This window comes from Mycobacterium sp. (genome assembly GCF_049585075.1).
Lineage (GTDB): Bacteria > Actinomycetota > Actinomycetes > Mycobacteriales > Mycobacteriaceae > Mycobacterium.
Genome location: NZ_JBAUZA010000039.1, coordinates 1 through 13,513, shown reverse-complemented (window position 1 = coordinate 13,513; position 13,513 = coordinate 1). Strand labels below are relative to the sequence as shown.

The following is a 13,513-nucleotide window of genomic DNA, read 5'->3' as shown; positions in this document are numbered from 1 at the left end:
GGTGATGCCCGTCCCCGACCAGCGGCCGCTGCTCGGCAAACCCGGTCGCCGACGGAAGTCCTGGGACCAGCTGGCGCAGGCCGGTCGAGGCCAGCGCCGAGTGCACATCGACGCGAGCCAGGTAGGCGGGCCGCTCACCAAGCACTGCGTCGAGGTCCGCGGTGCTCGGCGAGGCATTCTCCGGCCACGAGGTTTCATCCCAACCATGGCCCCAGACCGGCTGGCCGGGATGCGCGGCGGCGTAGTCCGCGATCAGCTGCAGGCAATGGCGCTGCGATGTCGAAGCCCGCAGATCCAGCCCAGTCAGCGACAAACCGGTGGCGGTGAGATGGATGTGGCTGTCGACGAAGCCCGGTGCGACGAAGCCGCCCTCGAGATCGACCACCTCGGCATCGGGGAACTGGCCGCGGCCGACGTCGTCGCTACCGAGCCACGCCACTACTTCGTTGCGGAGCGCCATCGCGGTCGCATCGGGATGAGTCGGGCTGTGCACCCTGCCGTTCACCAATAGCGTGGTGGGGACGTTCGTCACGCTGTATAGCGTCTACTTGGACTCGCCCGGCAAGGCCGGCGGGTCGACCACCGCGACGTCGGCGACGTCAGTGACGTCGATGACCTCGCCGTCGATGTAATCCGACCGGGGTTGGGGTGGCGATGCGTATCGATTCGCGCCGACGGTGGTGACGGTAATCAGCGGCGCACGTCTCCCGATACCGCGAACAGCCATCGCCGTCAGCACCGGCCGGGCGACGGCCCGGGTCGGTGGTAACAGGAGCAGCACCCCCGCAGCGGTGGTGACCAGCCCGGGAACAACCACCAGCACCGTGCCGAGCGCAACCAGAGCGCCGTCGCTGGCCGCGCGGGACCCTTGCGTGGTCAGCCCGGATCGCAACCGCGCGAGCTGGCGCTTCAGTTGCGAACCCGCCAACGTCATACCGGCGACGAAGGCGGCCAGCAACACCAGCAGCGTCCAGCCCAGCCCGATGGTGGAGGCCAGCGCCACCACCACCGCGAGCTCGACGACGGCATAGAGCACAAACAGTCGGGACACCATGAGATGCCAACGTCGCGGGCGCCCGCGGGAGTTCCGCCGTTCGCGCCAGCACGGTTAGATGGCTGAGGTGACGACAATCGAGATCGATACCCCGGCCGGCCCCATCGATGCGCTGCTCGATGTCCCCGACGGGCAAGGGCCCTGGCCGGGCGTGGTGGTGATTCACGACGCGACGGGGTACGGCCCGGACCAACAGACGATCAACAGCCATATCGCCACCGCGGGTTACGTCGCGCTGACCCCGAACATGTTCGCGCGGGGCGGCTGGGCGCGATGCGTCACCAAGGTCATGCGGGACCTACTGACCAAACGCGGACGCGCGCTTGATGACGTGTTGGCGGCCCGCGACCACTTGCTGTCGCTACCGGAATGCACCGGCCGCGTGGGCATCGCGGGGTTCTGCATGGGCGGTGGGTTCTCATTGGTCATGTCGCCCAAAGGTTTTGCCGCGTCGGCGCCGTTTTACGGCACTCCCCTGCCCCGCGAGCTCAGCGAGACACTGGACGGGGCCTGCCCGATCGTGGCCAGCTTCGGCGGCCGTGATCCACTCGGCGTAGGCGCGCCCAAGAAGCTACAACGGGTGCTCGACCAAAAAGGCGTCACCAACGACGTCAAGGTCTATCCGGGTGCCGGGCACAGCTTCGCTAACCGGCTGCCCGCCCAGCCGCTGCTGCGGATTGCCGGATTCGGCTATAACCAGGCCGCCACCGAGGATGCGTGGGCGCGGGTCTTCGCATTCTTCGGCGAACACCTGCGACAGCCGGCGTAATTCAGTTCGCCGGGCGCAGTTCCAAGCCGACGTTGTTCTGCATGCCGCCGCGCAACCTGCTGAAAAAGTTGAAGACCCGACCGATCAGCCCGTACTCGCGGGCGATCGCGTCGTAAACGGCAGCGGTGTGTGATTTGTCGAGGATGGTCGCGGTCGCCACGATCGGTTCGCTTTTCGGTCGACCGCGGATATCGCACACGGCCAGCGTGACCCGCGGGGTATTGCGGATCCGCTTGACCTTCCACGCCTTCCCCTCGCTGATGACCAGCAGGCGGTCGCCATCGGAGGCGGCCCAGACCGGAGTCGGCTTGGGCCGGCCGTCTTTGGTGAACGTCGTCAGCAGGACGTATTGCGCGTTGGCGACGTCGGCGAAGCTCGGGGGCACCGCGTCAGTCTAAGGGACTTCGGGGTGCAGGTAGCCGGTGACCGATTTGCCGAACCGAGCAGCAATTCATCGTTAATCTGTGCCACATCTCTGTTGTCCCAACAGCAGTGGAAGCGCAGCAAACGAAGGGGTCTCTATGATCTTCAAATTGATAACCCCCGGCGCGATTGCATCGTTGGCGTTAGCGGTTGCTCCAATTTCGGCTGCTGACCCGCCGGATGAAACAGACGTTCCGGGTATGACTTACGACGTGGTCGTCGGTGCGCCGTGCTCGAATTTTCAGCGATACATCTTCGGGCGCACGGCAAGCGGTCAGGCCGCAGCCTGCGTGTCGTCTTACGGCCAGTCGGGCAACTGGGTGGCGTCGTCGCCGCTGCGCGGAGTCCAGGAGATCGGTGCACCGTGCCCGCCTGGCCAGGACGCCGCGGCACAGTCGCCCGACGGACGGGGATTGATGTGCGTGCTCAACCAAGGGTGGCAGCCAGGCCCGTAGTCGGGGACGGCCGCTTGAGAACGTTTTAGGGTTCTTGAGCGCTTACGCTTTAGCCCGGACTACAAGGAGCACCGAGCGATGAAACGCGGTTCTGTTGCAGAAAAGGTCATTGCTATCACCGGCGGCGCACGCGGAATCGGACTGGCTACTGCGACAGTTCTGCACGATCTGGGCGCCGCGGTCGCGATCGGCGATATCGACAGATCGGCCGTCAAGGAGGCCGGCACCGGGTTGAGTCTCAAGGTTGCCCGCCGTCTGGACGTGACGGATCCACGATCCTTTAAAGATTTCCTCGACAATGCTGAGGACCAGCTGGGGCCAGTAGATGTGTTGGTGAACAACGCCGGCGTCATCGCAGTCGGTAGCGCTGTCGACGAGGCTGACGCCATCACGCGGCGGGTGCTCGATGTCAACATTTATGGCGTGATCTTGGGCACCAAGCTGGCCGCCCAACGGATGTTGGCGCGCGGCCACGGTCATATCGTCAACATCGCCTCGCTGGGTAGCGTGCTGCCGGCCGAAGGCATTGCAACCTATTGCGCCACAAAGCATGCCGTGCTCGGATACACCGATTCCGTCCGCCTGGAAAACCGCGGCAGCGGTGTGCAGTTCTCCGCGATTCTGCCGACCCTGGTTAATACCGAGATGATTGCCGGCGCCGGGCGCGGGAGGGGTGTCAGGACTGCCGAACCGGAAGAAGTCGCCCGCGCAGTCGCCGGGGTGATCGCCAAACCGAATCCGCGTGTGTTCGTTCCCCGTTCGGTGGGCGTGCTTGCGGGTGTCCAGCGAGTGCTGCCGCGACGTCTGACGGAGGCGACCGGACGCGCGATCGGCACGGACCGCGTCTTCACCAGCGACGTCGACGTCGACAAGCGCTCAGCGTATGCGCGGCGCACCGGAACATCCTGATCGCGGGGCCAGGCCCGTAAATGACTGCAGCCCTTTGTAATTGACGATGTGACAATTATCGCGGCAGTCGCCGCCAAATGAATTGCGGTAGTAGCCGCATCGCGAAGAACATCGGCCGCAGCGGCCACGGGATCCAAACAGTGCGCCGTCCTTTGCCCAGTGCTCGTGCGGTGGCGGCGGCCACCTGCTCGGGCGTGCTCGACAGCGGAGCCGGCGTCATACCTTGCGTCATGCGGCCGATGACGAATCCCGGGCGGGCGATCAACAACCGCACCCCGGTGCCGTGCAGCGCGTCGGCCAACCCACAGGCGAACCCGTCCAGACCCGCTTTTGCCGAGCCGTACACGTAGTTGGCCCGACGCACCCGGACGCCGGCCACCGACGAGAAGACCACCAGCGAACCGCGCCCGGCCTGGCGCATCGCCGCGGCCAAATGGGTGAGCAGGCTGACCTGCGCGACGTAGTCGGTGTGTATGACGGCGACAGCGTGCGCAGCGTCGGTCTCGGCGCGGGCCTGGTCGCCGAGGATTCCGAACGCCAACACCGCGGTGTCGATCGGGCCGTGGTCGGCGACGGTCGAGGCGACCAGCGGTCCGTGCGAGTCGAGATCGTCGGCATCGAACTCTTTGGTGTGCACGGCCGCCGCGCCGGCTGCGCGCACGGCCGCGATCTGGTCGGCGAGTTGGTCGGCTTTACGCGCCGCCAGTATCACCGTCGCCCCGGGTGCCAGCCTGCGCGCGAGTTCGATACCGATCTCGCTGCGTCCGCCGAGGAGCAAAACCGTCTTAGGTCCCATAGCCCCCGTGTCATCCACGGAAGCGATTATCACCTGCGCTAGCGTGAGCGGTGATGGCGAACTCCACCGCCCGGCTGACCAACGACGCGCTGGCGTTTCTCACGGAGCGCCATCTCGCCATGCTGACCACGCTGCGCGTCGACAATTCGCCGCACGTGGTGGCGGTGGGTTTCACCTTCGACCCGAAGACACACATCGCGCGGGTGATCACTACCGGCGGTTCGCAGAAGGCGGTCAACGCCGAACGTGGCGGGGTCGCGGTGCTCAGTCAGGTCGACGGTGCCCGCTGGCTATCGCTTGAGGGCCGGGCCAGCGTCAACAGGGAGGTCGACGCCGTGCGCGACGCCGAATTGCGCTACGCCCAGCGTTACCGCACGCCGAGGGCCAACCCCCGACGTGTGGTCATCGAGGTACAGATCGAACGAGTCCTAGGGTCATCGGATCTGCTGACCCGCAAAACGGACTAGCTCCGCTAGACCAGGGTGGCGCCGGGCGCCCGAATCACCAACGGCACGGCCGGGAAATAGGCCGCCAACTCCGGTCGTGATTTGGCCAGCGCGGCGGTTCCGTAGCCCCGGTGCCGGGCTTCGGGGCGGATCCAGATCCGGACGTGAACCTCGTGGCCGGCGAGTTCGCCGAAGACCATGCCGACCTTCTCGTCGCCGTCGACCGCGACGAACCACGCTGCCTCTTCGGCATCGAACCTGTCCTGCGCTGAGCGGATCTCGTCATCGAGCCCACCGGCCGGGCCCCCCGATCCGTCACCGTGGGTACCGATCTCCTCGGTGCGCGCGGCGAAGATGTCGCGGTCGGACGCCGCGGAGAATGGGCGCAGCGCCAGCGTGTCGCCGGAGCTGGCCGGCCGGTCCTTGAACGTGAAACTCAAGATGTTGTTCAGGTCTTCAAGCTCGGCGGCGATCTTCTTACGCGAGTTGATCGTCAGTTGGTCGAACGACATCCCGATCACCGCCTCGGCGCCCAGCCGTGAGGTGCCCAGCAACTTGATGATGCCGTCGACCGCCGATGATCTGTCGTCGGCCTCCACGATCAGGTCCAGCACCTCATGGCGTCGTTCCAACGCGTTGAGAAACGCATCGGTGATTTCTCGGCGGGCGGCGGCGCGGTCGTGATCGGTCATCGAAAGAGGATAACCCTAGACCGGGACGACGATCAGGTCGTGCGGACGATGGTTGACCGGCAGGGCGCCGTCTTCGGACACCACCACGATGTCTTCGATACGCGCCCCCCAACGGCCGGGGAAGTAGATCCCGGGCTCGACGGAAAACGCCATGCCCACCTGTAGCGGCAAGTCATTGCCCGCGACGATGTACGGCTCTTCATGCACCGACAACCCGATGCCGTGCCCGGTGCGGTGCACGAAATACTCCGCGAGCCCGGCTTCGGCCAGCACGCTGCGCGCGGCGGCATCCACCTGTTCGGCGGAAACCCCGGGACGCACCGCTTCGACGGCCGCGCGTTGCGCCCGCTGCAACACTGAATACTGCTGCGCCACTTCGGCATTGGGTTCACCAATGCTGTAGGTGCGGGTGGAATCAGAGTGGTATCCGGGCCGGTATGCGCCGCCGATGTCGACGACCACGACGTCACCGACCCGAAGCTCCCGATCCGAGTACTCGTGATGCGGGTCTGCACCATGCGGACCGGAACCGACAATGACGAACGCCACCTCCGAATGCCCTTCGGCGACAATGGCTTCAGCGATATCCGCGGCAACGTCGGCCTCCTTTCGACCGGGGACCAGAAAATCTGGCACCCGGGAATGCACGCGGTCGATAGCCGCACCGGCCTTGCGCAGCGCGTCGATCTCGGCAGCGTCCTTGACCATCCGCAATCTCCGCAGCACGCCGGTGGCCAACACCGGCACGACACCGAGAACGCCGGCCAGCGGCAGCAAATGCAGCGCGGGCATCGAGTCGGTGACGGCGGTCGCCGCGGGTGCGCCTCCGATGGCCTCGGCGACCAGCTGGTAGGGATCGTCGCCGTCGACCCAATCTCGCACTGCCAGACCCAGATCCGCGGCAGCGGATTGTTTGAGCGACGCTAGCTCCAGTCTCGGTACCACCACGGTCGGGTCACCGGTGACCGGCAACACCAGCGCGGTGAGCCGCTCGAAGGTCTGCGCGCGTGAGCCGAGCAGATACCGCAAGTCGTAGCCCGGGGTAATCACCAGGCCGGCTAGGCCGGCCTGCGCGGTAGCGGCCGTCGCGGCCGCAATCCGCCGACCGTAAACGTCTGCATCGAAGCGATGAGCAGTCACGCTGGCAGGATATCGGTCATTCGGATGCGTTGACTCTGCGCTCAAGGCGAAGAAGTTCAAGTAACACACGCCGTGGACGCAGAATCAACGGCGAATATGCTCTCGGGCATGTCCGCGCCGCTGCTGCTGCTTGACGGCGCCAGCATGTGGTTTCGCTCCTACTACGGCGTGCCGTCCTCGATCACCGCCCCCGACGGTCGGCCGGTGAACGCGGTCCGCGGCTTCCTGGACTCGGTGGCGATGCTGGTCAACCGACAGCGACCTGGCCGCTTGGTGGTGTGCCTGGACTTGGATTGGCGCCCGCAATTCCGGGTGGATGCCATCCCGTCATACAAAGCGCATCGCGTCGAGGAAGAACACCCCGACGGTGAACCCGATGTCGAGGAAGTGCCCGACGAGTTGTCTCCGCAGGTCGAGATGATCTCCGAAATCCTCGACGCGTTCGGCATCTGCACCGGCGGTGCGGCGGGTTTCGAAGCCGACGACGTGATCGGCACGTTGGCCGCTGCCGAGCGGCGCGACCCGGTGATCGTCGTCAGCGGCGACCGCGACCTGCTACAGGTGGTCGGGGACGATCCGGTGTCGGTTCGGGTGCTCTATCTCGGACGCGGCCTGACCAACGCCACGCTGATGGGTCCCGGCGAGGTAGCCGAGCGCTATGGCGTGCCTGCCGACCGCGCCGGCGTCGGCTACGCCGAGCTGGCGCTGCTGCGCGGCGACCCCTCCGATGGGCTTCCCGGCGTGCCCGGTATCGGCGAAAAAACGGCCGCCACGCTGCTGGCGCAGCATGGATCCCTGGCGGGTATCTTGGCAGCCGTCGACGACCCCAAATCGTCGCTGTCCAAAGGTCTGCGAACCAAGCTACGCAAGGCCGCCGACTACATCGAAGCCGCCGGCCCAGTGGTGCGGGTGGCCACCGATGCGCCTGTCACGCTGTCGACACCGACCGACGCGCTGCCCCTGGTGGCCGCCGATCCGGCGCGGACCGCGGAGCTGGCCACTCGCCTCGGGGTCGGGTCACCGATCGCGCGGCTGCAGAAAGCGCTCGACACGCTGCCGTCGGCCTGAGCGGTTACTTAGGCCGACCCACCTCGTAGGTGCCCTTGTTGTCCTGGAAGGTCACCGTCACCTGACGTTTGGTGCCGTCGATGCTGACGTCGCAGTCGAAGCTGCTGCCCTTTTTGACAGTCGGGTTCTGGCCGTTGTTGCATTTGACGTCTTTGACGTTCTTCGCCCCGTAGCCGTTGGTGTCGTCGGTGAGGATCTGCTGCACACCGGCCTGGGCCTTGCCGACGTCCAGTTTTGTAGTCACGAAAAACCCGGGCTGCCAGAAGCCCAGCACCAACACGACCGCGACGAGGATGGCGGCGAACACGCCGACCACCGTGCCGATCACCGCTCGCGACCGCTTCGGGCGAGCGGGAGGCTGCCCGTAGGGTCCCGGGTACTGGCCGTACTGCCCGGGCTGGCCGTACTGACCCGGCTGCCCGTACTGCCCCGGCGGCGGGTATTGGCCGGGCTGGCCGTACTGCCCGGGCTGGCCGGGCTGGCCGTACTGCCCGGGCGGCGCGTACTGGCTGGCCTGGCCGCCGTACTGGTCTTGCTGCGGATAGCCCGTGGGCTGCGGGAACGGCTGGGACGGCGGGTAGTACTGCGCGGGCGGCTGCTGGTACTGGCCGTATTCAGTGGGCGTGTACGCGGGCGCCTGCCACGTCGGCTGTTCACCAACGGGCGCCTGCCAGGTCTGCTCGCCGGATGGCTGCTGCCAGGGTGACCCGTGCTGGGTCGGTTCCTCGCTGGATTGCTGACCTTCACCCTGCGGCGGCTGCCACGGTTGCGTCGGATCGGGCCCGTGCGGTCCGCTCATCGTGTCTGTGTCCTCTCGGTCCTGGTTGCAATCCTCGTACCGGTCGCCGGATGCAACCGTAGCTCCGGCTCAGCCTACCCGGCGTCAACTGCTACGACGCCGCGCCGAATAGCGTCTATCGCGCGCTTTGCAGTTGCCCGTAGCTCGGGTTGGGGGGCGGCGTTGCGAACCTGATCCAGCAGATCAAGCACCTGCCGACACCAGCGCACGAAATCCCCTGGCGACAGCGGTGAACCGGTGCCCTCGGCATCAGCGGCGGCCAGCGCGGCGACCAGGTCAGCACTGCTGGCCCAGCGGTAGATCGCCGCGACGAAGCCGTCGTCGGGTTCACGACTGAGCGTGATGCGGTGCCGCTGCTCGTCGGCGCGCAACTCCGCCGACAGTCGCCGCGTTCGGTGCAGCGCCTGCCGTAACTGCGCAGTCGGGATCTCCGCGTTTCGCGGCGGCCCCGGGCCATCACCGCCCCGCGACTCGTACACCACCGCTGAGAGCACGGCGGCCAACTCGGCATCTCGCAGGCCGGTCCACGCGCCGGTGCGTAGGCATTCGGCCACCAAAAGGTCGCTCTCGCTGTAAATCCGGGCCAGCAGCCGCCCGTCGTCGGTCACCGCGGGGTCATCGTCGCCGGCGCGGATGAACCCACGCTCGACGAGCAACCCGACGATCCGGTCGAAGGTGCGGGCCAACGAATTGGTGGCGGCGGCCACCTTTCTTTCCAGCGCAGCGTTGTCGCGTTCGATGCGTAGATAGCGCTCAGCCAATCGGACTTGTGCTTCCCGGTCGGGTTCGCGGTGGACCGGGTGGCGTCGCATCTGGTCACGCAGCGACACCAGCTCGGGGTCGAGATCGCTGCGCGCAGTGCGGTTGCCGCGGCGGCCGCCCGAATTTGGCAACCTTTCGGCGGCCGAACGCAGCGCCGACGCGAGATCGCGGCGAACCCGCGGTTGCCGGTGTTCGACCCGCTTCGGCAATGTCATCGAGCCCACCGGTGCCGACGCCCCGGAATAGTCTGCCGACGAAATCCGGCCGGCCCAGCGGTGTTCGGTCAACACCAACGGGCGCGGGTCGTCGCTGTCCCGGTCGGCCTCCAGCACAACCGCCAAGCCGCCACGGCGGCCGTGCGTGATCGTGATGATGTCACCGCGACGCAGCGCCGCCAGCGCGTCGTTGGCTGCCTGCCGGCGTTGCACTCGCGATGCGCGGGCCTGCGCCCGCTCATGTTGGGTGATCCGTTCCCGCAGCCGCGCGTATTCGAGGATCGGCGCGTCGCTTCCACCGAACTCGGCCGCGACCTCGTCGAGCGTCCGCTGTCCGCGCTCCACGCCGCGGACCAGGCTAACCACCGACCGGTCGGCCTGATACTGGGCGAACGACTGCTCCAACAGCCGGTGAGCCTGCTCGGGGCCGACCTGGTTCACCAGGTTGATCGTCATGTTGTACGACGGGGCGAACGAGCTGCGCAGCGGAAAGGTGCGGGTGGAAGCCAGGCCCGCGACCTCAGCCGGTTCGCTGGTGGGATCGCCGGGATGCCAAAGCACCACGGCGTGGCCTTCGATATCGATGCCCCGCCTGCCGGCACGCCCGGTGAGCTGCGTGTACTCCCCGGGCGTGAGCGGGACGTGCTGCTCGCCGTTGAACTTCACCAGCCGTTCCAGCACCACGGTCCGGGCCGGCATGTTGATGCCCAGCGCCAGCGTTTCGGTTGCGAAGACTGCTTTGATAAACCCGGCGGTGAACAGCTCCTCGACGGTGTGCCGGAACACCGGCAACAGCCCGGCGTGGTGGGCGGCGATCCCGCGCAGCAGCCCTTCCCGCCACTCGTAGTAGCCGAGCACGGCCAAATCGGAGTCCTGCAAATCACCGCAGCGGTGGTCGATCACCTCGGCGATCTGCGCCCGGTCCTCCTCGGTGGTCAGCCGCAACGACGACCGCAGGCACTGCGCGACCGCAGCGTCGCACCCGGCCCGGGAGAACACGAAGGTGATCGCCGGCAGCAGGCCCTCGGAGTCGAGCATGGCAATCACGTCGGGCCGCGACGGCGGTCGGTAGAAACTCGGCCGGCCCGACCGGCCCGGACCTCCCCGGCCGCCTTGCCGGCGCGGACCACGCCAGTCAGAGAGCCGATCAGCCTCGCGGCGATGGGCGATGTGGCGCAACAGATTTGGGTCGACGATCGGTTGCCGCCGGTTGGCGGTGCCTTGAACATCATGGCCGTCGTAGTCGAACAGGTCGAAGATACGCTTGCCCACCAGCATGTGCTGCCACAGCGGGACCGGTCGGTGTTCGTCGACGACCACCGTCGTGTCGCCGCGCACGGTCTGGATCCAGCCGCCGAACTCCTCGGCGTTGCTCACCGTCGCCGACAGGCTGACCAGGCGCACCTCGTCGGGCAGGTGCAGGATGACTTCTTCCCATACCGCGCCACGCATCCGGTCGGCGAGGAAATGGACTTCATCCATCACCACGTAGGAAAGCCCTTGCAGCACAGGCGAATCAGCGTAAAGCATGTTGCGGAGCACTTCGGTGGTCATCACCACGATCGGCGCGTTGGCGTTGACCGACAGGTCGCCGGTGAGCAATCCGATCTGGTCTTTGCCATAGCGGGCCACGAAATCGCTGTGCTTCTGGTTGCTCAGCGCCTTCAGCGGCGTGGTGTAGAAGCATTTGCCGCCGGCCGCCAGTGCCAGATGCACCGCGAATTCGCCGACGACGGTCTTACCTGCTCCAGTCGGCGCGCACACCAGGACACCGTGCCCGCTTTCCAGTGCCGCGCAAGCCTGCTGCTGAAAGCCGTCGAGTCCGAACGCCAATTCCGCAGCGAACCGGGCTAATTCGCCGATCGCCGTAGGCCCGTCAGGTGACGTCGTCATGGGGTCCGGGGATGCCCGACGGCGCACCGACCGCGGACGGTGGGTCGATCACCGAGGCGTCGTCATCGGCGATCGCGTTGATCGCTTCGCGTTTGGCTTTCCGTTTGTCGTGCACCCGGGCGATCTGGATGGCCAGTTCGAGCAGCAGCGTCAGCGCCAGTCCCAGCGCCGTCATCGAGAACGGGTCGGAACCCGGCGTGAAAACCGCTGCGAACACAAACATCACGAAGATCAGGCCGCGCCGCCAGGACTTCAGTCGCGCGTAGCTCAGCACGCCAACAAAGTTGAGCATCACGATCAGCAGCGGGAACTCGAAGCTGATACCGAAGACCAGCAGCAAGTTGATCAGAAAGCCGAAATACCGGTCGCCGGACAGCGCGGTCACCTGGACATCGCTGCCGACGGTCAACAGGAAATGTAATGCCTTGGACAGCACCAGATAAGCCAGCACCGCGCCGGTGATGAACAACGTCGCCGCCGGGATGACGAACGCCACCGCGAAGCGGCGCTCCTTGCGGTACAGCCCCGGCGTGATGAACGCCCAAAGTTGGTAGAACCACACCGGGCACGCCAGCACGATTCCAGTGGTCAGCCCGACCTTCAGCCGCAGCATGAACTGGTCGAACGGTGCGGTGGCCAGCAACCGGCACTGGCCGTCGGCGCTGATATCCGCCCGCGCCGACCGCGGCAGCGAGCAGTACGGGTGTCGAAGCCATTCACCCAGGCTTTCCATTCCGAACAGCGAGTGCGAATACCAGATGAAGCCCACCGCCGTGGTCAGTGCGATCGTCGCCAACGAGATCAGCAGTCGAGCGCGCAGTTCGCTGAGATGGGCGACAAGAGACATAGTCCCGTCGGGGTTGGTGCGGCTGCGACGAAGTCGCGGATCTAACCGCCTGAATAAACCGGTGGTGCGCACAATGAATTAGGCGCTCGGGCGCCGCGGCGGCGATGCCAGGCTAGGCCGAGCGTCCGTCAGCCGCCGGCGGGTCAACCCGCTCGGACTGCACCGGCTGGGCTGGCGCGGGCGGGGTCACAGCTGTGTTCGGCTTTCCGTCGCTCTGCAGCTCGCGGACCTCAGATTTGAAGATTCGCAACGACTTGCCCAGCGAACGTGCCGCGTCGGGCAGCCTCTTGGCGCCGAATAGAACGACCACCAGGACCGCAATGATTGCCAAGTGGCCCGGAGTAAGAGCGTTCACCTTTAATTACCTCCAGACGTCCCCACGATGCTACCGCAGCAGACACGCGACTAGCCGGACCGCGCCGCGGCCTGGTAGGACTCGAGTGCGGCCGCCGCGGCATCCCGCACCCGGTTGGCCAGCGACTCCGGCGCCAGCACACGGACGGCCGACCCCAGCCCCAGCACTTGGCGGGCCATCCACTCCTCGGAGGCGTACGTCATCGCTGCCTCGCAGTAACCGTCGGGCAGCTCGCGCAGCAGACGCATCGGGTAGTACTCGAACATCCACGAGGCCGCCGGCGCCAGCCGCAACGTCGCCGACGGCAGCGATGGGTCGGCGTCGAACAACGAAGTGTCCGGCAGGGCCTGGACCGCGGGTTTCGGCGGCGCCGACCGCTCGTCAAGGACGGTGGCGTCGACGATGCGGTCGAACCGGAACAACCGCACCCCTTCGGCCTCCCGCGACCAGGCCTCCAGATAACTGTGGTCGCCGACCAGCACGATCCGGATCGGGTCGACAATCCGGGTTGACAGCGTGTCGTGCGAGGCGGCGTAGTAGTCGATGGTCAGCGCCCGATTGTCACGGACCGCGGCACGCACCGCCGCCGCGGCCTGACTCTCGACCGGCGCGGGCTCGTCGACCGCAGCAACGTCAGCCCCGAGTCCCGCGGCTCCGGCCGCTTCTTCGATCTTGGCGATCGCGCTGCGCGCAGCCCGCGGATCGACCACACCCGGGATGTCGGCCAGCGCCCGCAGCGCCACCAGCAGGCCGGTGGCCTCCGGCGAGGTGAGCTGCAGCGGGGTGTCGATCCCCGCAGAGAACGTCACCTCGACGGTGTCACCGGTGAATTCGAAGTCGATCAGGTCGCCCGGGCCGTAGCCGGGCAGGCCGCACAGCCACAGCTGGTC

16 protein-coding genes are annotated in these 13,513 nt (G+C 66.7%); 5 read left to right on the top strand and 11 right to left on the bottom strand.

The features are described from left to right. On the bottom strand, positions 1-460 hold a 460-nt coding region (locus WB785_RS02055; protein ID WP_424077037.1), incomplete at its 3' end, for an amidohydrolase family protein. An 84-nt stretch (positions 461-544) separates the two neighbouring features. After that, the gene (locus tag WB785_RS02050) at positions 545-1,054 is read right to left on the bottom strand and encodes an FxsA family protein (protein ID WP_424077036.1); all 510 of its coding nucleotides are present in this window, start codon (positions 1,052-1,054) and stop codon (positions 545-547) included. Between the two features lie 67 nt (positions 1,055-1,121). Here WB785_RS02050 and WB785_RS02045 point away from each other — a divergent pair, with 67 nt between their 5' ends. Then, positions 1,122-1,823 carry a dienelactone hydrolase family protein gene (locus WB785_RS02045; protein ID WP_424077035.1) on the top strand — a complete coding sequence of 234 codons (702 nt, stop codon included), beginning with the start codon at positions 1,122-1,124 and terminating at the stop codon, positions 1,821-1,823. Between the two features lies 1 nt (position 1,824). Here the strand turns inward: WB785_RS02045 and WB785_RS02040 are convergent, their stop codons facing one another. Continuing rightward, positions 1,825-2,208 carry a PPOX class F420-dependent oxidoreductase gene (locus WB785_RS02040; protein WP_424077034.1) on the bottom strand — a complete coding sequence of 128 codons (384 nt, stop codon included), beginning with the start codon at positions 2,206-2,208 and terminating at the stop codon, positions 1,825-1,827. Between the two features lie 136 nt (positions 2,209-2,344). Here WB785_RS02040 and WB785_RS02035 point away from each other — a divergent pair, with 136 nt between their 5' ends. Next, positions 2,345-2,701: a hypothetical protein gene (locus WB785_RS02035; RefSeq protein ID WP_424077033.1), complete on the top strand. Its 357-nt coding sequence runs from the start codon at positions 2,345-2,347 to the stop codon at positions 2,699-2,701. Between the two features lie 78 nt (positions 2,702-2,779). After that, positions 2,780-3,610 (top strand): SDR family oxidoreductase, encoded by an 831-nt coding sequence (locus tag WB785_RS02030; RefSeq protein WP_424077032.1) that lies wholly within the window; start codon positions 2,780-2,782, stop codon positions 3,608-3,610. Positions 3,611-3,665: 55 nt separating this feature from the next. Here WB785_RS02030 and WB785_RS02025 read toward each other — a convergent pair whose 3' ends face one another. Then, positions 3,666-4,424 carry an SDR family NAD(P)-dependent oxidoreductase gene (locus tag WB785_RS02025; RefSeq protein ID WP_424077031.1) on the bottom strand — a complete coding sequence of 253 codons (759 nt, stop codon included), beginning with the start codon at positions 4,422-4,424 and terminating at the stop codon, positions 3,666-3,668. Positions 4,425-4,459: 35 nt separating this feature from the next. Between WB785_RS02025 and WB785_RS02020 the strand changes: the two genes are divergently transcribed. Beyond that, positions 4,460-4,873, top strand: coding sequence for a F420-dependent biliverdin reductase (locus WB785_RS02020; RefSeq protein WP_424077030.1), 414 nt, complete (start codon positions 4,460-4,462; stop codon positions 4,871-4,873). A 5-nt stretch (positions 4,874-4,878) separates the two neighbouring features. Here the strand turns inward: WB785_RS02020 and WB785_RS02015 are convergent, their stop codons facing one another. Together WB785_RS02015 and WB785_RS02010 are read right to left on the bottom strand one after the other, a co-directional pair. Further along, complete coding sequence (locus tag WB785_RS02015; RefSeq protein WP_424077029.1) at positions 4,879-5,544, bottom strand: GNAT family N-acetyltransferase; 666 nt, start codon at positions 5,542-5,544, stop codon at positions 4,879-4,881. Positions 5,545-5,559: 15 nt separating this feature from the next. Beyond that, the gene (locus WB785_RS02010; RefSeq protein ID WP_424077028.1) at positions 5,560-6,684 is read right to left on the bottom strand and encodes a M24 family metallopeptidase; all 1,125 of its coding nucleotides are present in this window, start codon (positions 6,682-6,684) and stop codon (positions 5,560-5,562) included. A gap of 108 nt (positions 6,685-6,792) precedes the next feature. Here WB785_RS02010 and WB785_RS02005 point away from each other — a divergent pair, with 108 nt between their 5' ends. Further along, the gene (locus tag WB785_RS02005; RefSeq protein ID WP_424077027.1) at positions 6,793-7,752 is read left to right on the top strand and encodes a 5'-3' exonuclease; all 960 of its coding nucleotides are present in this window, start codon (positions 6,793-6,795) and stop codon (positions 7,750-7,752) included. A 4-nt stretch (positions 7,753-7,756) separates the two neighbouring features. Here WB785_RS02005 and WB785_RS02000 read toward each other — a convergent pair whose 3' ends face one another. The 5 genes from WB785_RS02000 to WB785_RS01980 all read right to left on the bottom strand — a co-directional run. Further along, positions 7,757-8,551, bottom strand: a complete 795-nt coding sequence (locus tag WB785_RS02000; RefSeq protein ID WP_424077026.1) for a DUF4333 domain-containing protein — start codon at positions 8,549-8,551, stop codon at positions 7,757-7,759. Between the two features lie 74 nt (positions 8,552-8,625). Continuing rightward, positions 8,626-11,421, bottom strand: coding sequence for a DEAD/DEAH box helicase (locus WB785_RS01995; protein ID WP_424077025.1), 2,796 nt, complete (start codon positions 11,419-11,421; stop codon positions 8,626-8,628). After that, positions 11,405-12,340: a twin-arginine translocase subunit TatC gene (gene tatC / locus WB785_RS01990; protein ID WP_424077024.1), complete on the bottom strand. Its 936-nt coding sequence runs from the start codon at positions 12,338-12,340 to the stop codon at positions 11,405-11,407. The genes WB785_RS01995 and tatC overlap by 17 nt, the downstream gene beginning before the upstream one ends. Before the next feature lie 40 nt (positions 12,341-12,380). Next, on the bottom strand, positions 12,381-12,623 hold the full coding sequence (gene tatA / locus WB785_RS01985) for a Sec-independent protein translocase subunit TatA (RefSeq protein WP_424077023.1): 243 nt from the start codon (positions 12,621-12,623) through the stop codon (positions 12,381-12,383). Between the two features lie 50 nt (positions 12,624-12,673). After that, a partial coding sequence (locus WB785_RS01980; RefSeq protein WP_424077022.1) for a helix-turn-helix transcriptional regulator occupies positions 12,674-13,513 on the bottom strand: 840 nt, incomplete at its 5' end.

Coding starts and splice junctions, on each gene's coding strand:
- WB785_RS02050 (WP_424077036.1), bottom strand. CDS start 1,054: ATGGTGTCCCGACTGTTTGTGCTCTATGCCGTCGTCGAGCTCGCGGTG.
- WB785_RS02035 (WP_424077033.1), top strand. CDS start 2,345: ATGATCTTCAAATTGATAACCCCCGGCGCGATTGCATCGTTGGCGTTA.
- WB785_RS02030 (WP_424077032.1), top strand. CDS start 2,780: ATGAAACGCGGTTCTGTTGCAGAAAAGGTCATTGCTATCACCGGCGGC.
- WB785_RS02020 (WP_424077030.1), top strand. CDS start 4,460: ATGGCGAACTCCACCGCCCGGCTGACCAACGACGCGCTGGCGTTTCTC.
- WB785_RS02015 (WP_424077029.1), bottom strand. CDS start 5,544: ATGACCGATCACGACCGCGCCGCCGCCCGCCGAGAAATCACCGATGCG.
- WB785_RS02005 (WP_424077027.1), top strand. CDS start 6,793: ATGTCCGCGCCGCTGCTGCTGCTTGACGGCGCCAGCATGTGGTTTCGC.
- WB785_RS02000 (WP_424077026.1), bottom strand. CDS start 8,551: ATGAGCGGACCGCACGGGCCCGATCCGACGCAACCGTGGCAGCCGCCG.
- WB785_RS01995 (WP_424077025.1), bottom strand. CDS start 11,421: ATGACGACGTCACCTGACGGGCCTACGGCGATCGGCGAATTAGCCCGG.